22 protein-coding genes are annotated in these 22290 nt (G+C 68.7%); 4 read left to right on the forward strand and 18 right to left on the reverse strand.

Annotated elements, in window-relative coordinates; all coding sequences use genetic code 11:
• Positions 1 to 9: 9 nt before the first annotated feature.
• The 10 genes from D0Z08_RS15315 to D0Z08_RS15360 are packed head-to-tail and all read right to left on the reverse strand — an operon-like array spanning position 10 to position 9562.
• A complete protein-coding gene (locus tag D0Z08_RS15315) occupies positions 10 to 480 on the reverse strand; it encodes a hypothetical protein (protein WP_118926107.1) in 471 nt (156 codons plus the stop codon).
• Entirely contained in the window at positions 477 to 983 is a 507-nt protein-coding gene (locus tag D0Z08_RS15320; protein ID WP_118926108.1) for a hypothetical protein, read from the reverse strand. Before D0Z08_RS15320 ends, D0Z08_RS15315 begins: the two co-directional genes overlap by 4 nt.
• On the reverse strand, positions 980 to 2305 hold the full coding sequence (locus D0Z08_RS15325; RefSeq protein ID WP_118926109.1) for an MCE family protein: 1326 nt from the start codon (positions 2303 to 2305) through the stop codon (positions 980 to 982). The genes D0Z08_RS15320 and D0Z08_RS15325 overlap by 4 nt, the downstream gene beginning before the upstream one ends.
• Complete coding sequence (locus D0Z08_RS15330; protein WP_182481325.1) at positions 2305 to 3522, reverse strand: MCE family protein; 1218 nt, start codon at positions 3520 to 3522, stop codon at positions 2305 to 2307. The genes D0Z08_RS15325 and D0Z08_RS15330 overlap by 1 nt, the downstream gene beginning before the upstream one ends.
• Positions 3519 to 4601: an MCE family protein gene (locus tag D0Z08_RS15335; RefSeq protein ID WP_118926111.1), complete on the reverse strand. Its 1083-nt coding sequence runs from the start codon at positions 4599 to 4601 to the stop codon at positions 3519 to 3521. Before D0Z08_RS15335 ends, D0Z08_RS15330 begins: the two co-directional genes overlap by 4 nt.
• Positions 4598 to 5587: an MCE family protein gene (locus D0Z08_RS15340; protein WP_118926112.1), complete on the reverse strand. Its 990-nt coding sequence runs from the start codon at positions 5585 to 5587 to the stop codon at positions 4598 to 4600. Before D0Z08_RS15340 ends, D0Z08_RS15335 begins: the two co-directional genes overlap by 4 nt.
• Positions 5584 to 6609 (reverse strand): MCE family protein, encoded by a 1026-nt coding sequence (locus D0Z08_RS15345; protein WP_118926113.1) that lies wholly within the window; start codon positions 6607 to 6609, stop codon positions 5584 to 5586. Before D0Z08_RS15345 ends, D0Z08_RS15340 begins: the two co-directional genes overlap by 4 nt.
• Positions 6606 to 7799: an MCE family protein gene (locus D0Z08_RS15350; protein ID WP_118926114.1), complete on the reverse strand. Its 1194-nt coding sequence runs from the start codon at positions 7797 to 7799 to the stop codon at positions 6606 to 6608. The genes D0Z08_RS15345 and D0Z08_RS15350 overlap by 4 nt, the downstream gene beginning before the upstream one ends.
• 7 nt (positions 7800 to 7806) lie before the next feature.
• Positions 7807 to 8655 carry an MlaE family ABC transporter permease gene (locus D0Z08_RS15355; protein ID WP_118926115.1) on the reverse strand — a complete coding sequence of 283 codons (849 nt, stop codon included), beginning with the start codon at positions 8653 to 8655 and terminating at the stop codon, positions 7807 to 7809.
• A 1-nt stretch (position 8656) separates the two neighbouring features.
• Positions 8657 to 9562, reverse strand: a complete 906-nt coding sequence (locus D0Z08_RS15360) for an MlaE family ABC transporter permease (RefSeq protein ID WP_245993989.1) — start codon at positions 9560 to 9562, stop codon at positions 8657 to 8659.
• Between the two features lie 153 nt (positions 9563 to 9715).
• On the opposite strand from D0Z08_RS15360, the gene D0Z08_RS15365 reads away from it, so the two are divergent.
• Positions 9716 to 10522, forward strand: coding sequence for an enoyl-CoA hydratase/isomerase family protein (locus D0Z08_RS15365; protein WP_118926156.1), 807 nt, complete (start codon positions 9716 to 9718; stop codon positions 10520 to 10522).
• Between the two features lie 66 nt (positions 10523 to 10588).
• Here the strand turns inward: D0Z08_RS15365 and D0Z08_RS15370 are convergent, their stop codons facing one another.
• The 5 genes from D0Z08_RS15370 to D0Z08_RS15390 form a co-directional block, all read right to left on the reverse strand.
• A complete protein-coding gene (locus tag D0Z08_RS15370) occupies positions 10589 to 12094 on the reverse strand; it encodes an aldehyde dehydrogenase family protein (RefSeq protein WP_118926116.1) in 1506 nt (501 codons plus the stop codon).
• Between the two features lie 54 nt (positions 12095 to 12148).
• On the reverse strand, positions 12149 to 13477 hold the full coding sequence (locus D0Z08_RS15375) for a Rossmann-fold NAD(P)-binding domain-containing protein (RefSeq protein ID WP_118926117.1): 1329 nt from the start codon (positions 13475 to 13477) through the stop codon (positions 12149 to 12151).
• Positions 13474 to 14073, reverse strand: a complete 600-nt coding sequence (locus D0Z08_RS15380) for an NADPH-dependent FMN reductase (RefSeq protein WP_118926157.1) — start codon at positions 14071 to 14073, stop codon at positions 13474 to 13476. The genes D0Z08_RS15375 and D0Z08_RS15380 overlap by 4 nt, the downstream gene beginning before the upstream one ends.
• A gap of 180 nt (positions 14074 to 14253) precedes the next feature.
• Positions 14254 to 15504 (reverse strand): RsbRD N-terminal domain-containing protein, encoded by a 1251-nt coding sequence (locus tag D0Z08_RS15385; protein WP_147381437.1) that lies wholly within the window; start codon positions 15502 to 15504, stop codon positions 14254 to 14256.
• Between the two features lie 166 nt (positions 15505 to 15670).
• On the reverse strand, positions 15671 to 16210 hold the full coding sequence (locus D0Z08_RS15390; RefSeq protein WP_118926119.1) for a TetR/AcrR family transcriptional regulator: 540 nt from the start codon (positions 16208 to 16210) through the stop codon (positions 15671 to 15673).
• A 187-nt stretch (positions 16211 to 16397) separates the two neighbouring features.
• Between D0Z08_RS15390 and D0Z08_RS15395 the strand changes: the two genes are divergently transcribed.
• Positions 16398 to 17192 carry an enoyl-CoA hydratase/isomerase family protein gene (locus D0Z08_RS15395; protein WP_118926120.1) on the forward strand — a complete coding sequence of 265 codons (795 nt, stop codon included), beginning with the start codon at positions 16398 to 16400 and terminating at the stop codon, positions 17190 to 17192.
• 66 nt (positions 17193 to 17258) lie between these two features.
• Here the strand turns inward: D0Z08_RS15395 and D0Z08_RS15400 are convergent, their stop codons facing one another.
• On the reverse strand, positions 17259 to 17861 hold the full coding sequence (locus D0Z08_RS15400) for a TetR/AcrR family transcriptional regulator (RefSeq protein ID WP_220454199.1): 603 nt from the start codon (positions 17859 to 17861) through the stop codon (positions 17259 to 17261).
• 133 nt (positions 17862 to 17994) lie between these two features.
• Between D0Z08_RS15400 and D0Z08_RS15405 the strand changes: the two genes are divergently transcribed.
• On the forward strand, positions 17995 to 18819 hold the full coding sequence (locus tag D0Z08_RS15405) for a crotonase/enoyl-CoA hydratase family protein (RefSeq protein WP_118926122.1): 825 nt from the start codon (positions 17995 to 17997) through the stop codon (positions 18817 to 18819).
• 60 nt (positions 18820 to 18879) lie between these two features.
• The gene (locus D0Z08_RS15410; protein WP_118926123.1) at positions 18880 to 20061 is read left to right on the forward strand and encodes an acetyl-CoA C-acyltransferase; all 1182 of its coding nucleotides are present in this window, start codon (positions 18880 to 18882) and stop codon (positions 20059 to 20061) included.
• A 206-nt stretch (positions 20062 to 20267) separates the two neighbouring features.
• Here the strand turns inward: D0Z08_RS15410 and D0Z08_RS15420 are convergent, their stop codons facing one another.
• Both D0Z08_RS15420 and D0Z08_RS15425 read right to left on the reverse strand, forming a co-directional pair.
• A complete protein-coding gene (locus tag D0Z08_RS15420; protein ID WP_118926124.1) occupies positions 20268 to 21785 on the reverse strand; it encodes an AMP-binding protein in 1518 nt (505 codons plus the stop codon).
• Entirely contained in the window at positions 21785 to 22237 is a 453-nt protein-coding gene (locus D0Z08_RS15425) for a hypothetical protein (RefSeq protein ID WP_118926125.1), read from the reverse strand. Before D0Z08_RS15425 ends, D0Z08_RS15420 begins: the two co-directional genes overlap by 1 nt.
• Positions 22238 to 22290 lie beyond the last annotated feature (53 nt).

The following is a 22290-nucleotide window of genomic DNA, read 5'->3' on the forward strand; positions in this document are numbered from 1 at the left end:
CGGTGCCGCTCAGACCGGCATCAGTCCTGCGATCTTCCACTCGTCACCATCGCGCTCCATGGTGACCTCGACCCGGCTCCCCGACACCGACGACCGGTCTCCCTTGGCCGTGGTGGTCTGCGTCAGGAAGAGGAGTACGACGACCTCGTCGCGGTCGCCCGAGACGACGCCGGCGGCGCTGATCACTGCCTTGGTGCTGATGCCGCGCCGGTGTGCGGTGGGCTCGACCACCTCGGTGAGGATCTGCTCGTAGTCGTCGGTGAAGGATCCGGTGGTCTGGTCGAGCGCCCGGTCGAGGTCCTCGGCCAGGGTGGCCTTGTCATAGCTCAACAGGTCCGGGACGCGGGTCTGGGCGGCCTTGAGCGCGTCTTCTCGCGCGTCGGAGGCCGCTGCGGCGCGTTGGGCCTGCAGGCCGGTGAAGGCAGCGAGGGCCAACGCCGCCACCAGCAGGCCGAGCGCGATGAGTCGGAGCTTGTTCATGCGACGAACTCCAGTCCGGAGACCAGCCAGCGGTCGTCGTCCTGCTGCAGGTCGACGCGCAGCCGGTAGTTGCGGGGTTCCGCCTTTGCGGTCTGATCGTTCTCGACGGTGCCGGTCGCGGCGACGATGACCGTCGCGCGCCCGTCCTCGAGTTTCACCACGCCGGTGGAGACCACGTCACCGGTCGCCGTCACCTTGTTCTTCGACAACGCCTTGCGCAGGCGGTCGGCCTGCGCCTCGAGCTCGGCACGGAACTCGGCGGTTGCGCCGTCGAGCAGCTTGTCCAGGTCCTGCTCCGAGGTGGCGCCGCTGACCTCGATCAGTCCCTCCACCTCCGCCGTGGCCGCGGCGGCCGCGTCCTTCTCGTCGGTCGCGCGCTGCCGCTCGTCCTGCCAGGCGAGCGCGCGTTGGCCGGCCACGACCAGCAGCGCGACCAGGACCAGGACGAGGAGACCGGTCTGCCACGTGACCCGTTCGCGCACCGCGGAGAGCCACTGCGTCATCGGACGGCCAGCGGCGCCAGCACCAGGATCTTCCACAGCTCTTCTCCCTTGTCTTCGCTTACGTCGAGCTCCTTGGTCTTCCCGCGATCTGCGCCGTCCCCGACGGCGAGGTCGTAGGCGACCGTGCCCCCCGTCTGGGGCCACTGCCCTTCGCGGAACGTCAAGCCGCAGTCCTCAGGGAGCGGGCCACGCCCCGCCGAGCTCGGGCACGGCAGGTTCCGGGCGCCGCGGACCGCCCTCGGGTCATCGGCCGCCACGTCGCAGTGGGCGAGCGTGTCCACGGTGCGGGAAGTGGTGACGCTGGGGCTGCGGCGGCGGTTCGGCGGCAGGTAGCCGGTCGAACAGCTCGGGGGGTTGTTGTACCCGGCCCGGAGGCCGAGCGTGGCGTAGCCGCGCTCGGCGTTCGGGTTCGTCATTCCCTGCATCCGCGCGATCGTGGCCGGGTAGACCACGAGCAGCTGCCGGAGGCCCGGGAGGTAGGTGTTGAGCACCTGGGCATTCGTCGTCAGGTTGTGGAGCAGCATCGGCAGCGTCGGCTGCAGGTCGGTGACGGTGCGGGTCAGCGCATCCAGTCCTCCGGGGCCGGACTCCAGGAGCGCGCGCAGGTCGGCGCTGTCATCGGCCGCGAGGGCTGCGGTGAGGTCATCAAGCGCGGCTGCGTAGCTGCGGGTGGTGGGTCCGAGGTCCTGCTGCGTGGCCAGCACCGGCTGGAGCGCGGCGACCAGCGAGGTGGTCGCGTCGATGTTGGCCTGCGCCTCGGTGAGGAGCCGACCCGAGGCGTCGATGAGTCGACCGATGTCGGGACCGGTCCCGCCGAAGCCGTCGCCGACCTGCGCCAGCACCCGACGGGTCTGCTCCCGTGGCACCGCGGCCAGCAACCGGTTGAGCCGGTCGAGGACGGGGGTGATCTGGGGCATCTCGACCGCGCGGTCCCGGGGGATCTCGGCGCCGTCGTCGAGGAACGGGCCGCCGCCGTCCTCGGCGACCAGGTCGACGTACTGCTCTCCGATGGCCGACGTGCTGTGCAGCTCGGCCGTCGCATCGGCGGGGATGTCGACGTCGCTGTCGATCCGCAGCGTGGCGACCGCACCGTCATCGCTGACCTCGAGCTTCGCGACCCGCCCGACCTTCACGCCGTGGTACGTGACCTGCGCCTTGGGGTAGAGGCCGCTGGCGTCGGCGAAGTCGACCTGCACGTCGTAGACGCCGATGCCGACCATGGCCGGGACCTTGGCGTAGGAGAAGAACGTCAGCCCGAGGGCGACCACCGCGATGACGGCGAAGATCCGCAGCTGTCGCTTGATCAGCGTGGTGAGCAACATCAGCAGAGTCCTAACGCCGAGAGCAGGCAGCCGCCCGGATCGTCGGAGGAGTTCTTGTCGTCCCGATCGTCCTTGTTGCCCAGGTCGAGGTTGTCGAGCAGGTCGTCCACGGTGCCGCCGACGCCACCGGCGGGGTCCTCGCCCTGGTCGGGGCCGGGCACGGTCAGCGGGTCCTCGACCGGGTCGCCGGCCTGGAGGGCCGGCGGCAGACCACCGAGCCAGGCGTCGGCGAGGGTCGACCCGCGGAGGTCGAAGGTGACGAACATGTTCATGTAGTCGCCCTTGACCCCGTTGGTGGCGGTCATCACCGGGAACGGGACGGTGATCCCGATCTTCAGCGCCTCGGGCAGTGACTCGCTCACCCGGCCGAGGTTGGTGAGGATCGGCCCGAGCGCGTCGAGGTTGGCCAGCAGCGCCGACTCGCTCGCGCGGACGACGCGGACCGCCCGGTTGCTGGTACGGGCCGTGTTCGTCACCGCGCTGACCAGCCGTTCGCGCTCCTCCTCCAGGACCCGGAGGCCGGGGGTGATCCGGTCGATGGCGGAGACCAGTCGCTTCTCGTCGCCACGCAGGCCGGAGCTGAGCGCGTCCAGGGACTCGAGCGCCGCGACGATCTCGTCGCGGTTGCTGTCGAGGACGGAGAGGAGGTCGTCGGCGTGCCGGATCAGGCCCCTGGTGTCGGGAACCCGGCCCTGGAGCGCGGTCGACAGCTCACCGGTGATGGTGCTGATCTGCGAGAGCCCGCCGTTGTTGAGCAGCAGCGCCACCGCACCGAGGACCTGCTCGGTGGCGGGGTAGGTGCCGGTCTGCTCGACGGGTACGACGTCGCCGTCGCCGAGAGTGCTCCCGCTCGGCTTCGGCGGTACGACGACGTCGACGTACTGCGCTCCGAGCAGCGTCTTCTGCCCGATCGAGAACACCGCGTTCTCCGGCACCGGTGCGTCGTCCAGCAACCGGAGCTCGACGACCGCCTCCCAGTCCTCGGTGTCGATCGACGCCACGGTGCCGATCACGACGTTGTCCTTCTGCACCGTCGAGTTCGGGACCAGGTTCTCGATCTGGTCGAAGTGGACCGAGACCCGGTAGCCGTCGTCCCCGACCGCGGTCTGCCCGGGCAAGGTGTTGTCGTTGGGCTGGATGGCGCACCCGGCGCCGAGGAGCACGAGGGCGATGCCGCCAGGCAGCAGCCGGCCGAGAGCGGTCCGCCGGGCCCTCACCGGACACCTCCCGACCCAAGGCCGACCAGGTCGAGCGGCGGCTCGAGCGCGTCGCGGCACTGCTGGCTGGTCGCACCCGTCCCGAGCAGCGCTCCGCAGAGCAGCTGCGCCGCGCTGTCGAAGTCGGCCCCGTTCACCTGCGCGGTGAGCGCCTGGTCCTGGAGGGTGTTGTGGAGGTCGATGGGCCCGTGCGGGGCCACGTGCAGGACACCCGCGAACTCGTTGGACCGGTCGGCCAGGGCCGCGGCGAGCAGGTTGAGGTCCTCGAGCGCGCCGGTCAGCCGGCCACGGTGCCGGTCGAGGTACCGCTCGGTCATCCCGAGCACCTCTCCCAGGTCGCGCATCGCCCCGCGCAGCGAAGACCGGTTGACCGCGAGCGTCGTACCCACGGCGTCGAGCTCGTCGGTGAACCCGCGGAGGGCGGCGTCGTTGAGCGCGAGGTTGCGGGTGAAGGCGTCCAGGTTCTCGATCGTGCTGAACAGGTCCGAACGGCCGTCGGACAGCGCCGTCGCAGCGCCACGCAGCTCAGCGATCGCCGTCCGCAACCGGCCCGAGTTGCCGTTCTTCATGCTCCGCTCGAGGGCGATGATGGTGGTCGCCAGCGCACCCCCACGCCGGCCCCTGGTGGGGCCCAGCGTCGTCGCGAGGTCGGTCAGCTGCTGCTTGACGTCGTCGAACGTCACCGGCACAGCGGTGTGCTCGACGTCGATGGTGGCGCCGTCCTCGAGCCGGTCGCCGCCGTTCCACACCGGCGCCAGCTGGACGAACCGGCCGCTCACCAAGCTGGGTGAGACGATCGCGGCGCGGGCATCGGCAGGGATCGGCTGGTCGGCGTCGACCTCCATGGTGACGAGCACGTCGTCGCCGTCGTTCTCGATCGCGGTGATCTTGCCGACGGACACGCCGAGAACCTTGACGTCGTCGTCGACGTTGAGACCCTCGGTGCTGGCGAAGCGCGCCCGGATCGTCGTGTTGCTGCTGTCGCCGTGCCACACGACGGAGCCGAACGCGAGGGCAGCAGCGACCACCACGGCCACCACGGCGCGACCGGGCTTCAGCCAGCCCAGGAGGGTTCTCATTGGGTCACCCCCGAGAGGATCGGCGCCATCGTCGCCGGCGAGGTGAGGTTCTGGAGGTAGACGTCGAACCAGGGCCCGCTCGAGACGGCCTCGCCGTATGCCGTGACGTAACCGCGGAGGCCGGTGATGGTGCCCTGCAGGTTCGCCTTGTTCTTGTTGAGCACGTCGACCACGTCGTCGAGCTCCTGCAGCGCCGGGCCGAGCACGTCGTCGGTGTCGTTGATCATCAGCCGCAGCTGGGCTGAGAGGTCGCGGGCGCTGTGGAGCAGGCTGATGATGACGTCCTGGCGGGCGTGCACCTCCGAGAGCAGCGACCGGCCGGCGCCGAGCAGGGAGGCGATCTGCTCGTCACGACCGGCGAGGACGGCCGTCACCCGGTCGGCTCGATCGACGAGCGACCTGAGCTCGTCGTCGTTGGTCGAGACCGCGGACGACAGGGCGGTGATGCCGTCAAGAGCGGGCCCGAGGTCAGGACTGCTCGCGCTCAAGGTTGCCGACGCCTGCTCGAGTGCCTCTGCGAGCTGCTCCTTGTCGATCTCGGCGCTGGTCTCGGTGAGCTGGTTGAGCGTGCTCGTCAGGTTGTACGGCGAGGAGGTCCGGTCGACCGGGATCGTCTCGCCAGCTTCGAGCTCACCGGAGCCACGGGGATCGAGCTCGACGGCGGCGCGGCCGAGCAGGGTGATGGTGATGATCCGCGCCTCGGTGCGGTCGCCGAGCTCGATGTCGCCGTCGGTGAGGACGATGTCGGCGACGACGTGCTCACCCTCGATCCGGACGCCGCGGACCTTGCCGACCCGGGCCCCCGAGATCATCACCGCGTCGCCGCTGCCGAGGCCGCCGGCCTCGGCGAACTGCACGTGGATGACGTCGCTGTTGCCGATCAGCGGCAGCCGGTTGATGTTGAAGGCAGCGACCACGACCAGCACCAGCGTCATCGTGCCGATGACACCTCGGACCGCGATCCGGTCAGGACTCCGCCGGCTCATGGCTCACACCTCTCGGCGCCGGAGAAGTGCCACGGACTGGTCGCCAGGTCGGTCCGGAGGCGGACGCCGCACAGGAAGAAGTTCAGGAAGTCGCCGTAGGAGGCCACGTTCTGCATGGCGCGGTAGTGAGGAGGCAGCGCCGCCAGCACCTCCTCGAGGGTCGCGGACTCCTTGTTGAGACCGCGGGCGGCCACGATCAGTGCGGCGAGGTCGTCGCGCAGGTCGCCGCGCGCACCCGCCAGCAACGCCGAGGTCTCCCGGGCGAAGCGGTCGATGTCGACCGCGGCGTCAAGGAGCTGCGTGTCCTGCTTGTCGAGCCCGACGACGAGCGCGTCGAGCCCGTCGATGAGCGCGCCGAGGGACCCGGAGTGCTCGTCGACCGTGCCGAGCACGCTGTTCAGGTTGCGGATGACCTGACCGAGCAGCTCCTCCCGGCTGCCGATCGTCGTCGTGAAGGACGCGACGTGGCGGACGAGCGTGGCCACCGCCGACTGCTGGCCCTGGAGGACCTGCACCAGCTGCCCCGACAGGTCGTTGATCTCCGAAGGGCTCAGGCCCGCGAACAGCGGCCGGAACCCGTTGAGCAGGGTGTCCAGGTCGAGCGCCGACGCGGTCTGGGAGACGGGGATGGTTCCGCCGACGTCGAGCACCGCTGCGCGCTCCCGGCCCTGGGTGAGCTGCACGACGCGGTCACCGGTCAGGTTGCGGTACTGGATGGTCGCCCGGGTCGCCGTGGTCAGCTCCTGGTCGCTGCGGACGTCGAAGGTCACGATGACGGTGCTGTCGTCCTGGACGTCGATCTCCTTGACCTTCCCGACGTCGACGCCGGCGATGCGCACGTCGTCGCCCACTCCCAGCCCGGACACGTCGTCGAAGACAGCGCGATACCCCTCCCGCTCGCCGGGCCGGTACTCACCGGTGATGGCCGCGACCCACACAGTCACGACCGCGGCCAGCACCAGGAACGCGGTCAGCTTGGCCAGGTCGGCACGCTGGCGCTTGCGTTCGACGCTGAGCTTCATGGCAGCACCGCCCCTTCCGCGAGCAGCCCGAGCAGGGAGTCGAGCACGGCCTGGTCGAGCGTGGGCTGCGGGCCGGCGTGCGGGTTCGCCCCGGTGTGGAGGTACGGCGGCGGCCGCTCGGCCTCGGCGGCCGTCACGTAGGGAAGGCCGTAGCAGGCCGGGCCCCGGTCGTCCCCGATCAGCGGCAGGTTGTCCTCGTAGGCGTACGGGTCGCGCGCCGGGATCAGCCGGGTCATCGCGTAGAGGCCAGGATGGATGCCGCCGACCGCACGCTCCACGATCTGGTTGAGCGACGCGAGACCGAGGACGAGACAAGGGAGCTCGGGCGAGTAGCGCTCCAGCGTGCGGCTGACCGGCTCGAAGAGGTTCAGCGAGGTCACGATGCCCTCCTCCGAGCTCCGCAGCAGCACGTCGGCCTCGTCGGCGAACGTGGTGAGGCTGCGCTCGAGCGCCCGCAGTGACGCCCGGTGGCGGACGAGGGCGTCGGAGATGTCCCCGGTCTGGTCGAGGGTGCTGACCAGGTCCGGGCGGGCCGCTTCGTAGACGTCGAGGACGTCGTCGGCGGCGCGCAGGTCGTCGCTGAGCGTGGGCAGCGCGGGGTTGAAGGAGACGAGGTAGCGATCGGTCTGGCTGATCAGCTCCCCGATCAGCGCGCCCCGCTGGTCCACGGCACCGGCCGCTGCGGTGAGCGCCGCGTTGACCTCCGCAGGCCGGGCCACGTCGAGCACCTGGGTGAGGTTCTCGAACGCCTCGTCGACCTCGACCGTGACCCGGGTGCCCGGGATCACCGCACCAGCCTCGATCGGCTCCGCAGTGCTCCCGTCCGGCTCGGTCAGCTGGACGTACTTCGCACCGAACGCGGTCGGCGGCACGATCTGCGCCGTCACGTCCGCAGGCACCTGGTCGACGTCGTCGGCATCGATCTCGAGCTCGATCATGACGGTCCCCCCGTCGTCCTCGACCTCGCCCACCCGGCCGATCTCGACGCCGCGCAGCTTGATCGCCGCGCCCTTGGCCAGGGTCAGGCCCGCGCGGTCGGCCTCGACGGTCACCACCACGTTGTCCTCGAACGCGCCGTTGTAGCGGGCAATCGTCCCCAGGACGACCAGGCCGACCAGGCCGACCAGGCCGAGGAAGAGGAAGCCGTACACGACCTGGCGGTCGATCCGGTGCGGGTTGAGATGGGTCATCAGCGCGTCACCCGGCGATGTGGACCGTCGGACCGCCCCAGACGGCGATGGCGAAGATCAGGTCGACGAACATCGTGCAGACCAGCGAAGAGCGCACGGCCTTCCCGACGGCCGCGCCCACCCCCGCAGGCCCGCCCGAGGCCCGGAAGCCGTGGTAGCAGCAGATCGACATGATGACCAGTGCCATCAGCATCACCTTCACGATGGCCAGGAAGATGTCCCCTGGAATGAGGAAGGTCCCGAAGTAGTGCTGGTAGGTGCCCGGCGCCTGGTCGTAGCCGACGACGACCACGAGGTACGTCGCGAGCCAGCACATCAACAGAGCGACCGCGAAGAGCGGCACCACGGCGACCAGGCCGGCGATGATCCGGGTGGTGATGAGATAGGGCACCGGCGGCACCGCCATCACCTCCAGCGCATCGATCTCCTCACTCACCCGCATCGCCCCGATCTGCGCGGTGAAGCCGGCACCGACGGTGGCCGTCAGCGCGATCCCCGCGATCAGCGGGGCGATCTCCCGGGTGTTGAAGTACGCCGAGAAGAAACCCGACAACGTCGAGACGCCGATGTTGTCGAAGGAGGTGTAGGCCTGCAGGCCGACCTCGATGCCGGAGGCGGCCGTCAGGAAGCCGATCACCATCACCGTGCCGCCGATCAGGGCGAGTGCGCCCGACCCCAAGGACACCTCGGCCAGGAGCCGCACGACCTCCTTCGGGTAGTGCTTGATCGCCCGCGGCATGTGCGCGTAGGCGTTGCCGTGGAAGGCCAGCTGGTCGCCGAGCTCGCGCAGCGACTGGGTGGGTCTCGCGAGGTGGCGGATGAGATCCGAGCCCGCCCGGTTCGTCGAGAGTGCCATCTCAGGCTCCCGGCTTGAGCTGGAAGAACAAGGCCGTGATCACGCTGTTGGCGGCGAAGAGCAGCATGAACGCGAAGACCACCGTCTGGTTAACGGCCTCCCCCACGCCCTTGGGCCCGCCCTTGGCGTTGAGACCGAGGTAGCAGGCGGTCAGCCCGGCCAGCAGACCGAACACGGCAGCCTTCAGCTCTGACGCCAAGAAGTCGGGGAGCCCGACCAGCAGGGTCAGCTCCGAGAGGTAGAGGCCGGGCGTCGCCCCCTGGAGCACCACCGAGAAGAAGTAGCCACCCATCAGGCCGACCACGGTCACCATTCCGTTGAGGGCGACCCCGACGAGGGTGGACGCGACGACACGGGGTACGACGAGCCGCTCGATCGGGTCGATGCCCAGGGTCACCAGGGCATCGATCTCCTCGCGGATCTTCCGCGACCCGAGGTCCGCGCAGATGGCGGTCGCGCCGGCGCCCGCGACGACCAGGACGCTCACGATCGGGCCGATCTCGCGGACCACTGCCACGGCGGCGCCCGCGCCGGCGAGGTCCACGGCGCCGATCTGGATGAGGACCTGGTTGATCTGGAAGATGATCACCACGCAGAACGGGATGGCCACCAGGACGGCCGGCCAGAAGGACACGGTCGTGATGAACCAGGCCTGGGAGACGAACTCCCGGAAGTGGAACTTGCGGGTGAGCATCTGCACGAAGACCTTGCCGGCGAACCCGTAGAAGTCACCGAACGTCGAGAACGTCCTGAACGGCATCGACGAGCGCACCGCTTCCCGGGCGAGCTGCCGCGCCTCTGGGCTCATGCCGTCGGGACCCTGCCGCGGGACCGGCGGCCCGGCCGGAATGGCGCGCGCCAGCTCGACGTTCCGCTGCCCTCTCGTGCTCAGGTCTGGCGAGTTCATCGGCCCCCGTCCAAGTTCGCGCCGCCCACTCCCGCTCGGCTGTCTCGACAGTAGGAAAATGTGACGGGCGCCTCATAGAACGATCGCGCCTGGTGTTGGGACGGGCGCGCCACTGGCCGGTTCCGCGTGCCGATCCGGCGCTACCTTGCTGAGATGTCCCAGCCAGCAACGCACATCGTCCCCGCCCGTCGCTACGGCATCACGTGTGTCCAGGACGGCAGCGTCCTCACGATCACGATGGATCGGCCCGAGGTCCGCAACGCCATGCGTCCGAGCACCTGGGCCGCCCTGGCAGAGGTCGGGGCCACGGTCGGCGACGACGTGCGCGTGGTCGTCCTCCGCGGCGCCGGCGAGGCGTTCAGCTCCGGCCTGGACCGGCGCCTGCTGACGGGCGAGACGGTCGGGGAGGACGCCCCACTCACCACGCTGTTCGAGATGTCCTTCGAGCAGTTCGACCGGACGGTGGAGACCTATCAGCAGGGTTTCCTGTGGCTGCGCGACCCTCGGTTCATCAGCATCGCGGTGGTCCAGGGACACGCCATCGGAGCGGGCTTCCAGCTGGCACTGGCGTGCGACCTCCGCATCGCCACCGAGGACGCCAGGTTCAACATGCGCGAGCCCGCGCTCGGGATCGTCCCGGACCTCACCGGCACCAAGCACCTGGTCGAGGCGGTGGGCTACGCCCGCGCCCTGGAGTGGACGACCTCCGCACGGTTCGTCGAGGCGGACGAGGCCCTGGTGAGCGGGCTGGTGAGCAGGGTGGTCAGCCGCCAGGACCTGGACGCGGCCGTCGACGATCTCGTCCAGGGGATGACAGCGCATCCGCACGGAGCGGTCACCGCGACGAAGTCCCTGCTGCTCGGTGCGATCGAGCGGACCTTCGACGAGCAGCGGGTCCACGAGCGCGCGGCGCAGTTCGACCGCTTCCAGGCGCTCGCCGCTGCCACGGAGAACGCCTGACGATCAGCACCATGAGGAGCTGACGAGGATGGCGGGCCGCACGGTGCAGCCCGCCGGTCCCGTCCGTCAGATGCGGCGCATCAGCTTGAGCAGCACGTCAGCAACCTTGCCGTACGGCGGGTAGAGCATCTGGCCACCGGTACGTCCGAAGATGGCCCGCTGGTACATGACCGGCCGCAGGTGCGACATCGCGTCGAAGCCTTCACGGCCGTGGTAGGCGCCGTACCCGGACCCTCCGCGTCCTCCGAAGGGCAGGTCGTTCTGCAGGTAGCCGACCATCATGTCGTTGACGACGGCGCTGCCGCTGGTGACGCGGGTCAGCCAGTGCTTCTGGCGTCGCCGCGCGGTGCTCAGGACGTAGAGCGCCAAAGGCGTCGACCGTGAGTTCACGAAGTCCTCGGCGGCCCGATCGCTGTCGTACCCGATGATCGGAAGGACCGGTCCGAAGATCTCGTCCGTCATCACCGTCGACTCGACCGGCGGATTGATGATCATCGTCAGCGGAAGCTGCCGGCGTGACCTCCCCAGCTCGGGATCCTCGACCGTGATCACCTCGGCACCGAGCGCCTTCGCCTCGGTGACGTAGCCGGTGATCCGGTCGTAGTGCCGTTCGTTGAGGACCGCGGTGTACTCGGGGTTTCCGGCTGCCTTCGGATAGAGCTTGCGCGCTGCCTCCTGCGCGGCCGTCGCGAACTCCTTCTCGCGCCCGCGCGGCACCAGGACGTAGTCCGGCGAGATGCAGACCTGACCGCCGTTGTAGAGCTTCGCCCAGGCCACCGTGGCCGCCGCGCGCGCGATCGGGTAGTCCTCGTCGACGATCACCGGGCTCTTGCCGCCGAGCTCCAGGGTCACCGGGGTGAGGTTGTCGGCAGCGGCCTTCGCGACGATCTTGCCGACCTGGGTGGAGCCGGTGAACAGCAGATGGTCGAACGGCAGGGACGTGAAGGCCGAAGCCACCTCGCCACCACCATCGGTGACGTAGAAGACATCCCGGCTGAAGTTCTCCTCGATGAGCCGCTTCAGCACCGCCGAGGTGCGCGGGGTGAACTCACTGACCTTCAGCATCACCCGGTTGCCCGCGGCGAGCGCGGTGGCCGCCGGGATCAGGGCGAGGTGCAGCGGGAAGTTCCACGGCGAGACGACGCCGACGACGCCGAGGGGTCTCGGCTCGACGCGGTTCTTGGCCGGCCGGTACCAGATCGACACCGACCGGCGGCGCGGCGCCATCCACGACCGGAGGTTCCGCCGCATGTAGCGGATGATGCTGATCGTGCCCACGATCTCGGACATCTCGGTCTCGAACGCGGCCCTGGTGCCGAAGTCCGCGTTCGCTGCCTCGACGAGGATCAGCCGGTTCTGCTCGACGAGGCGCTGGAGCTTGAGCAGGTTGTCCTTGCGCTCCTGCAGGGAGGGCGCAGAGGTGCCGGCGAACGCAGCGCGCTGGCGCGCGAAGATCTCGCCGAGCTCGGTCACCTCGGTAGCCGGCGGCTCCTGATCATTGCGCTGCTTCTCCGTCGTACGGGTTCTTCTGCCGGACACCGCTGGGGTGACGTCCTTGTCGATGATGGTCATCGTCGTTCCTCTCGTGTGGTCGATGCAGGCAAAGCAGGTCGTCGCAGCGCGCGCTCAGGCCGCGCTGGCCCAGGTCGTCTTGGCGTGATGGCCGAACGGGTAGTACGCCACGGCGCCCGGAGCGGTGCGGATGAAGAGGTCGTACAGCGGTCCCATCCGGTTTCGCTCGATGTTCCAGATACGACGATCGCGGGTGACCTCACGTACGGCGCGGCGAGCGGCGCGATCTGGATCGAGGCCACGGATCACGGCCTCAGCAGCGGCCACCGCCGCCGATGCGCCAGTGGTCATCCCGTCCGAGAAGGTCGCCGAGACGCCTTGGTGAGCGATCAGCTGCAGCTCCAACGACCCGGGCGGAGACGCGGGCGCCTTCCAGGGGGCCCCGGGGATCATCCCCGCAGCGAGCGTCTCGTCGGCGTCGTCGACATCCATTCCGAGGGCGTCGGCGACGCCGTACAGCTCCTCCGTGATCTCGTCGAGCTCCTGCTGCTTGTCGTAGCCGGCGCGTGCGGAGACCTGGCCGACGATGATCCCGTAGAAGGTCGAGCTCGGCGACAGCGGATCTCCATAAGGATTGAAGAGACCGACGTCGACCTTGTTGCGTCGACGGACGGTCGCAACGAGCGAGGCGTTGGTCTCGACGGTTCGGAAGCCGCCGGGCCTGACCTTCAGAGGCGCTTGAACCGCGCTCGTCGCCCAGTCGACATTGGCTGCCTTGCCACTGAGGATGCCTGAGTTGTGGCTCGCGTTGACGATGAGCGGCCGCCTGCCCAGGGCAAGCGAGAACGCCTCGTCCAGCGAGCTGACCGTCTCGGGCACCTCGATCAGTCCGTCGCGGTCCATCAGCTCGTAGATCGCAGCCTGCATCCGGCTGTTGCGGGCGCCGTAGAACAGGGGACGCGCGGAGCCCTTCTTGCCGCCCTGGAACGAGGCGACACGGCTGAACTCGTAGGCCCCGCTCGATCCCTTCCGCGCCATCGTCACCTGGTTCCGCGTCCCCAGGCCGCGGCCGTCGACGATGTCGCCGTACAGAGCGTCGACGTAGGCATAGTGCGGCACGTCCAGCGCATAGCAGATGTAGTCGGTGCCGTGGCCCCGCAGCGTTGCCCCGTCCTTGAGCCGGCGGGACTCCTCCGTCCGCGGCCCGGCCATGACGACCCTGCCGTGGAACTGCTCGCTCCGCGCCAACCGGGCTGCCATCACACTGGCGCTGAACCCGGCGCCGACGATCACGACCGAGTCGTAGTAAGGGCGCGAGCCCGTTCCGACGGTGCGGTCGACGAGCTTGCCGATGTGAGCGGCTCGGGTGGCGTCGCGCTCGGTCGGGAAATAGGTCCTGGCGCTCCGGTCGACCTCGACGGCAGCCGTCGCGAGGGCGCTCATCGTCGTGCTCCTGCGAAATCGAGGACCTGGCGACCGAGTGCGGAGAGCTGTTCGGCGCACCGGGCATCGGTCACCTGCCCGGCGTCGTCGAACCGTGTCTGCGAGGAGTTGATCGCGACACCCAGCGGCGTCGGCCAGCCGCGAAGCGCATGCACGGTGGAGCGCAGCGACACCAACGTGGTCGTCGTCGCCTGCCATCCGTAGGCGCACACGATGCACCCCACCGCGCGGCCGTCCAGGTAAGGCCGCCCGTCCGCGCGAAGATCCTCGATGTAGTCCAACGCGTTCTTCACCAGCCCGGAGATGCCGCCGTGATAGGCAGGCGTGGCGATGATGACGCCGTCGGCCTCCGCGAGGGCATCCACCAAGGCGATGGCGGCTGGGGTGCGCCGCGAGCGGTCCACGGTGTACATCGGCAGATCGAGCGCCTGGGCGGTGAACAGCTTCGTTCTCGCCCCCTGCGCGGCTGCGGCAGCCAACGCATAGCGCAGGGCGCGCTCACTGGACGAAGCCTCGCTCAAGGTGCCGCCGAGTCCGACGATGAGCGGGCGCGGATCGTGAGCGGCTTCTCGGCGCGTCATGACACTGATAGACATTTCCTGCACGACTCCCTCGTTGGGTGCGGCGCCCGACCGTGCCCCGACGAGCTGTCGGGTGTGATGCGGGCCATACCGCGGAAGTTAGGTCAGTCGCTCGCGACGTTGTACGTGGCGGCCGCACATGGAAATGTGCACAGCGCACACACCGAGTGGCCACTCCGGCCCCGACGCCGCCCGTCATCTGTCGACCAGCGCCGGCCCGAGCGCGTCCATGAGCGCCAACGCAGCCAGGAGCTCCGCCGGCCGCTCGGTCAGCGGTCTGCCACGCAGCTCCTGGGCCTTCTTCACCCGCTGGAGCGCGGTGTTGCGGTGGATGTGCTGGCTGCTCGCCACCGCGGCATAGCTGTAACCGGACGCGACGAACGCTTGCGCGGTGTGGCGCAGCATCTCGATGTCATCGCCGGCCCGGGTGAGCGCCCTGAGCTCATTGCGAACGAGCGCTCGCGCCGCGTCGAGGTCGGCACTGAGGGCGTCGACCAAGGCGACATCTGTCCATCCGGTGAGTGTCGGAGCCTGCCTGCGGGAGAGGCTGACCACCCGTCTGACGCGTTCGGCACCGGCCCGGCTGCTCCGAAAGCCGCTCGGGCCGGGCAGCACCGGGCCGAGCGCGACATGGGCCGCTGGCGCTGCGGCGCCAGCCGCAGCGGCGAGCTCGTCGACGCGCACGCAGCCCCGAGACATGTCGAACCAGCCAGCGATCGCGTAAGCGTCCATGGCGAGGAGGACCGGCCTCGGGGCGTTGATCGTCTCCTGCAGCGCAGAGACGGCTCGTTGCGGTGCAGCCCTGTCACCGTCGCTCCAACAGATGAACGCCAGCTGAGGTCCGATCAGGCGGTGGCCGAGCAGCTGCTCCGCCCGAGCGATGTTGATGCTGTCGTTGTCGAGCAACGCGCGCACCACATCACGCCGCTGCGATGCGGTTCGGCTGTTGAGGCGTTGACACTCCTCGACGTAGACGGCGCCGATCCCGGAGGAGACGACGTCGACCACCGCGAACGAGAACCGCTCGCTCTCTCGTACGGCGTTGGCCAGCTCCGCAGGATCCTGCTCCAGAGCCATGATCGCGTCCGTCAGTATCTGACCGAAGCACGCGTGGCCGAGCCGGAAGGAGCGTAGGAGATCACCGAGGGGAAGCCCGTGCTCGGCGGCCAGGCAGGCATACTCGATTGCGACGACCGGCGGCTCGGCCCGGTCGGCTGGAATGGCGTGTTCCATCATGGCCAACACGAGCTCGACCATGCCGAGGCACGTTCCCCTGGCCAACCGTGTGAGCGGTTCGTCCTGTCTCAGGGCGGGCAGTGCCGAGGCGATGAAGCTGAGCATCTCGTCGGCGAACTCTTGCTGCTGCTCGGCGGCCAAGGTCGCGGCCAGCGCCCGAACGGACGGCAGCCGGATGGCGGGGTTGGACTGCTCGTCGACGGCGCTCATCGGCACGGCCGGCTTCCCCGGCGGCCGGGGCGACGCTCGCGGGACTGCGTCAGGCCGGTCGTGTCAGGAACGCCCTCCCTGGTGACGAGAGACATGCACCAACGTTGGATCGTGTGGCGTTCGCCTCATAGAACGATCGCGCCCGGCTCAGGTACCTGCGCGCCGACTACGGGCACATCACTGCTGCCAGCGTCGTGCGAACCGACTCGAGCGCCCCACCGTCGTGTTCGGACAGCGCGACGACGAAGCCGCCCTGCAGCAGCACGAGGACGGTGGTGGCCAGGTCGTCGGCGGTTCGATCGTTCCTGATGTCGCCACGTTCCTGGCCCAGGGCGAGCATCGCGACGAGGGCAGCCTTCAAACGCGCGAAGCCACCGTTCAGCTGCTGGCGGAACGTGTCCGACGAGGCGGCGAGCTCGGTGGAGAACTTGCCGGCGAGGCATGCCCGTTCGTAGCCGGACCGGACAAAGGCCGAGACGAGCTCGTCGAAGTAGCCCTCGACCTGTCCATGGGTGCTGAGGTCGTCGCGGTCGGCCCACTTCGCGATGAGGTCGAGCTGGAGCTGCACGTACTGCTCGAGGACGACTCGGGCGAACGACTCCTTCGAGCCGAAGTGGTGGTAGAACGACCCCTTCGGAACCTCCGCCGACTCCAGGATCGCATCGACCGTGGTCCCGTGGAATCCGAGAGCGTAGAAGGACCGCATCCCTTGCCGGACGAGACGATCCCGGTGCGACAGGGTCTCCCCGCTGGCCGCCCTGTTCCTGGTGCTCCCTGTCGGGGCCACTCGACTCTCCTCTCGTCCGCGGACCGTTGACGACTTAGTCTAGACGATTTAGTCTAACGCCGGCGCAGGCACCTCGTGCGCTCACAAGACCTCCAAGGAGCAGTGCATGAGTCAGGTGAAGCTCGAGTTCGTCGACAAGGTCGCGGTCGTCACCACGGTCAACCCCCCGGCCGAGCTGTTCGACGAGGGCCAGGTCGTCGGACTGCTCGAGGCCCTGCGGAGGGCCACGGAGAACCAGGCCCGGGCCATGGTGATCAAGTCCGACTCCCCCAACTTCTCCGGGGGCGCCGACGTCACGATGTTCCTCGACAAGGACCGGCAGGCCGCGCGCGAGTTCCTGTCCGAGGCCATGGACGTGATCTGGGCGATCGAGGACGCGCCGTTCCCCGTCATCGCCGCCGTCAACGGCTTCTGCTTCGCCGCCGGACTCGAGCTCGCCCTCGCTTGCGACTTCATCTACGCGGCCGAGGACACGGCTTTCTCCCAGGTCGAGGCAATGATCGGGGTGACCACGTTCCTGGGCGGCGCCTACCGACTCGCTGAGCGCTGCGGACCGGGGATCGCTCGCGAGATCGTCTACACCGCGGGCGTCTACAGCGCCGACCAGTTCGCCCAGTGGAACATCGTGAATCGCGTCGTACCGAACGCCGACCTGCACGACGAGGCCCTCGCGGTCGCGACCAGGATCGCTCGCGGACCTGCTGTCGCGCATGCACTGACCAAGTCGATGGTGCGTCACGCGCTGACCAACGACACCCGGTCCGCGGACGTCTTCACGCTCGACGAGGCGACCGCGGTCTTCGAGACGCGGGACATGCACAACGCCATCGGCTACCTCCTCGAGCACGGAGCGCGGAGGTTCCGCTCCAACCACGACGAGATCGTCTTCGAGGGTCGCTGACGAGCATCCCGTCGCCGCACGTACGACGCACCGAGCACGACTGAGATCAGATTGCGGTGCCCATGGTCAGCCGGCAACGCCTTCTGCCGCGAGTGCGGCGTCGACGAGGACCTCTGCGGCCTTCCGCCCCTGCAGCGCGGTCTGCTCGTGGTTCGTGTGCATCTGCGCGCTCACGAAGACGCCGTCCAGCAGCATCAACAGCTGTGTGGCCAACGGCTCGGTCTCACGGAGCCCGGCCTCAGCGAGATACCGGGAGAGCGTCTCCCGGACGAACTGCTTGTGGGCCACCGCGATGCGGACGAACGGGTGCTCCGTGTCTGCCATCTCGACGGCGACGTTGATGAACGTGCAACCCCGGTAGTCCGACCCCGCGATCAGCTGCCCGAGCACGTCGAACATGGCAAGGACGCGTTCTCTCGGCGTGTCAGCCAGGCGCTCGACCTCGCGCTCGAACAGCGCCCGTACCCGCCTGTCCTTGTCAAGGAGGAACTCCTCGACAAGGCCCTCCTTGGAGCCGAAGATCCGGTACAGGCTCATGATGGGCGCCTGCGCCTCTTCGAGCAGCCGGTTGATCCCGACGGCGCGAATCCCCTCCGTGTAGAACAGGTCGGCCGCAGCCATCAGTCGCTGCCGGGGGCCCTGGGGATTCGTCTTCACCGCGCTTGCCATGGGCCGATGATAGCGATTTATCTCTCCTGCTCCAATCGTGCCCCGCCTCAAGCCGCGCGGCGACGGAGACAGGGTCTTGACGCGATAGAGAGTGATCTTTATCGTCAGGATCTCACCGATGAGAGGACGACAGATGTCGGGCAGTGCAGCCGAGGTACAGGCAGAGGCGGGTCAGACGACCGGCGGTGTGGTGACAGAGGTTCAAGGTCAGGTGTTGCTGATCGGACTGGACCGGACGGACAAGCGGAACGCGTTGACGCCCGAGATGTTCGCTGAGCTGTCCGCGATCTACGCCCGCTACGACGCAGATGAGAACCTGCGTTGCGCGGTCCTGTACGGCGAGGGCGCCGTCTACTGCGGCGGGGCAGACCTGACCCGGCTCCAGGAGCTGGTGACCGACGACGGCGGCGTCACCTACGGCCCTGACGACTTCGACCCCTTCGGGACCGAGGGTGCTCGCCTGTCCAAGCCGCTGATCGCTGTCGTGCACGGGATGTGCTTCGCGGGCGGGCTCGAGCTGGCACTGGCCAGCGACATGATCATCGCCGCCGAGGGCACCTACTTCGGTCAGCCCGAGGTTGCTCGCGGCCTGTTCGCGTTCGGAGGCGGGGCGGCCCGCTGGAGCGATCGCGTCGGCTGGGGCAATGCGATGCGCTACCTGCTGACCGGCGACATCCTCGATGCCCAGGAAGCACATCGGATCGGTCTGATCCAGGAGGTGGTTCCGGCCGAGCGGCTCAAGGACCGGGCCGTCGAGCTGGCTACCGCGGTTGCGAATGCTGCGCCCATCGGCGTGCGGCACACGCTCGCTGTGGCACGACGCGTGCACGACGAGGGCCTCCAGGCCGCGCTCGACACGATCGCGCCGCTCCGGACGGAGATCCTCGGCACCGAGGACGCCGCCGAAGGGCTGCTGTCGTTCAAGGAGAAGCGCGCCGGCAACTACGTGGGCCGCTGAGGTCCCGACCTCACCGCCCGCGAAACATTCACTCCGATCACACGAACCTAGGACTCAACCATGCGTGAAGCCGTCATCGCGTCCACAGCGAGGACCCCCATCGGAAAGGCCTATCGAGGAGCCTTCAACGACACCCACCCCACCACCATGGGCGGGCACGTCGTCAAGCACGCTGTCGAGAGGGCCGGGGTCGACCCGGACGAGATCCAGGACCTCACCGTGGGGCTCGCCATGCCGTCCGACGTTGCTGCAGGCGGCATCGCCCGCCAGATCGCGATCCGTGCGGGTCTGCCGGTTTCCGTCCCGGGGAGCACCCTGAACAAGTTCTGCACCTCCGGGCTGGAAGCGATCGCCTTCGCGTCGTACAAGGTGCTGAACGAGGGCCTGGATGTCGTCGCGGCCGGCGGCGTCGAGTCCATCAGCATGGTTCAGGTGCCCGGCTTCCAGTTCATGTCCCCGGAACCGTGGATCGAGAAGAACAAGCCCGACTTCTACACCCACATGATCGACACCGCCGAGGTCGTCTACGACCGGTACGGCGTCAGCCGAGAGATCCAGGACGAGCTCTCTCTCAGAAGCCAGGAGCGGACCGCTCGCGCCCAGGCCGAAGGCAAGTTCGACGACGAGATCGTGCCGATGGAGTCCACCAAGCGCATCGTCGACAAGGAGACGGGCGACGTGTCCTACGAGACGGTGACCCTGACGAAGGACGAGGGAAACCGGCCCAGCACCACGCTCGAAGGGCTTCAGGCACTGAAGCCGGTCGTTCGTCCCGAGGGCTGCGTCACTGCCGGCAACGCCAGCCAGCTCTCGGACGGCGCTTCAGCGGTCGTCGTGATGAGCGGCGAGGAAGCCGAGCGCAAGGGAGTGGAGCCGCTGGGGTACTTCCGCGGCTACGCCAGCGTGGGTCTCGAGCCCGACGAGATGGGCATCGGTCCGGTCATCGCAGTCCCGAAGCTGCTGGACCGGTTCGGACTCACCGTGGCTGACATCGATCTGTGGGAGCTCAACGAGGCTTTCGCCGTCCAGGTCGCCTACTGCCGTGACACGCTCGGGATCCCCGACGAGTTCCTCAACGTCAACGGCGGCGCGATCTCCATCGGACACCCCTACGGCATGAGCGGGGCGCGGATGGTCGGGCACGCGCTGATCGAGGGCAAGCGACGCGGTGCGAAGTACGTCGTGACCACGATGTGCGCGGCCACCGGGATGGGTGCCGCGGGCCTCTTCGAGGTCGTCTGACCGATGACCGACATCAACTCGAGTCGAGCTCCGACTCTCGCGAGCTCGTCCGGCGCATGACCGAGCTCTACCCCGACCACGTCAACCCGTCGGCCCTGGTGATGTCCGCCGTCACCGCGTTCAAGCAGAAGGCGCGCGCCTGACCTAAGAACGAATGCAACAACGGACCTACGGCGAACGCCATAGGTCCGTTGTTGCATTCTCGGTCAGTGGTGGGACAAGTCGATGGCCCGCTTGAGCACCTTGCCGCTCGGCCCGAGCGGGAGGTCACCGACGATCCGCACGATGCGGGGGTACTTGTCCCCGGCGATCCGCTCCTTGACGAAGGCACTGATCTCCTCCGTCGTCGCCTCGGCACCGGGCTTCAGCATGACGACCGCCGCGACCTCCTCGCCGACCTTGTCGTCAGGGACGCCGATCACGGCGGACAGCTGCACCGCTGGGTGCGCGCTCAGGACGGCTTCGATGTCCGACGGATACACGTTGTGGCCGTTCCGGATGATGAGGTCCTTCTTGCGGTCGACGATCTCGACGAAGCCGTCCTCGTCGATCGTGACCAGGTCGCCTGTCGCGAACCAGCCGCCGGAATCGATCACGGCGGCCGTCGCGTCGGGTCGGCCGTAGTAGCCCGACATCACTGCGTGGCCGCGCACGTGAAGCTCGCCGACGTCGCCCACACCCAGCACGGTGCCGTCGTCGCTGACGACCCGCTGCTCGATCCCCCACAACGGCTGGCCGACCTTGCCGGGCTTGTGGGAGCCCGGGCCGCAGACATGGGTGATCGGAGAGGTCTCGGAAAGGCCGTAGCCCTCGAACACCGGCACCGGTATCTCGCGGGCCAGCTCCTCGCGGAGGCCGGCTGCCAGGCCGCTCCCGCCCGACGCCATCCATCGGAGGGAGGACAGGTCCCGCGGCTTCGATCGTTGTTCTGCCAGGACCGCTGCGTGCATGCTCGGCACCCCCATGAACAGGGTGATCCTGTGGCGCTCGACGAGATCCAGGGCCGCGGCGGCGTCGAACCGTGGCTGAAGCACCAGCTCGACGCCTGCGTGCAGGCCGGCGTTGAGGATGCAGGTCTGCCCGAAGGAGTGGAAGAACGGCAACGCGGCCAGCGCGACGTCGCCGGCCACCAGGCCGACCTTCTCGCTGAAGATGCGCGTATTCCACAGCAGGTTGTCATGCGTCAGCGCCGCGCCCTTCGGCGAGCCGGTGGTGCCCGACGTGTAGATGATCACCGCGAGATCAGAGGCGTCGGTACAGGCGATCTCGTCATCACCGACCGCGCACGCTGCACTCTCGAGCAGGTCGGGAAGCCCCGTCTCCGGCCCGCCCGGTGGTCCGGCCGAGTAGACCACCTTCACACCGCAGGTCTCGGCGGCCTTGGCGACCGCTTCGTGGAAGCCGCTCCAGACGACGACGACCGTGGGCGCACAGTCACCGAAGATGAACTCGAGCTCCCCCGCAGTGAGCAGTGGGGACAGCGGGACGACGGTGGCGCCGGCGCGGAGGGCGCCGTAGTAGGCCACGGGGAAATGCGGCACGTTCGGCATCACCATCGCCACCCGCTGCCCCCGGCCGACGCCGTCAGTGGCGAACAGACGGGCGCACTGCTTGGCGAGGGTGTCGAGAGTCTCGACCGACATGTCGACGTCGCCGAACCGCAACGCCGTGCGATGAGGCGCGGCCGCGGCCGCGCCCGACAGGATCTGTGCGACGTTGAGCATCAGGACACCACCGACAGCAGAGCGATCACGCGCAGCGCGGTGACGGGATGGGTGACCAGGCCGCGCACAGCGAGCTTGCCGCCCGCGATCGCAGCCAGGACCCGGATGCCGCGCCTGGTGAAGAAGCCCACTGGCAAGAGTCCCGACGCCTTCATCCGCAGCTGTGACAGGTCGAGGATCTGCTCGACGGTTGCCGCCACGGTCACGCTGGGCTCGCCGACGACATCGTTGGAGATCGTGACGTCATGCGACCCGCAGGTGATGGTGCAGGTGCTGTCGATATCGCTGGCGCTGATGATCACCGGCCGCTTGAGCTTGCGGGCAAGCCGGACCCGCGCAGGGAAGGCCTCGAGGTTCTGCGTCAGAAGCGTCGCGACGACGCCGGCGATGCCGTTGGCATCCGGTCCGTCGTCGAGTGTGACCGCGTAGTCACGGGTAGCCGGGTGGGCCATCGAATCTCCTAGGGATTGACCGTTGCTGGTGGGGTGCGGGCATCGAGAGGTAG

Source organism: Nocardioides immobilis, assembly GCF_003515065.1.
Taxonomy (GTDB): Bacteria; Actinomycetota; Actinomycetes; order Propionibacteriales; family Nocardioidaceae; genus Nocardioides; species Nocardioides immobilis.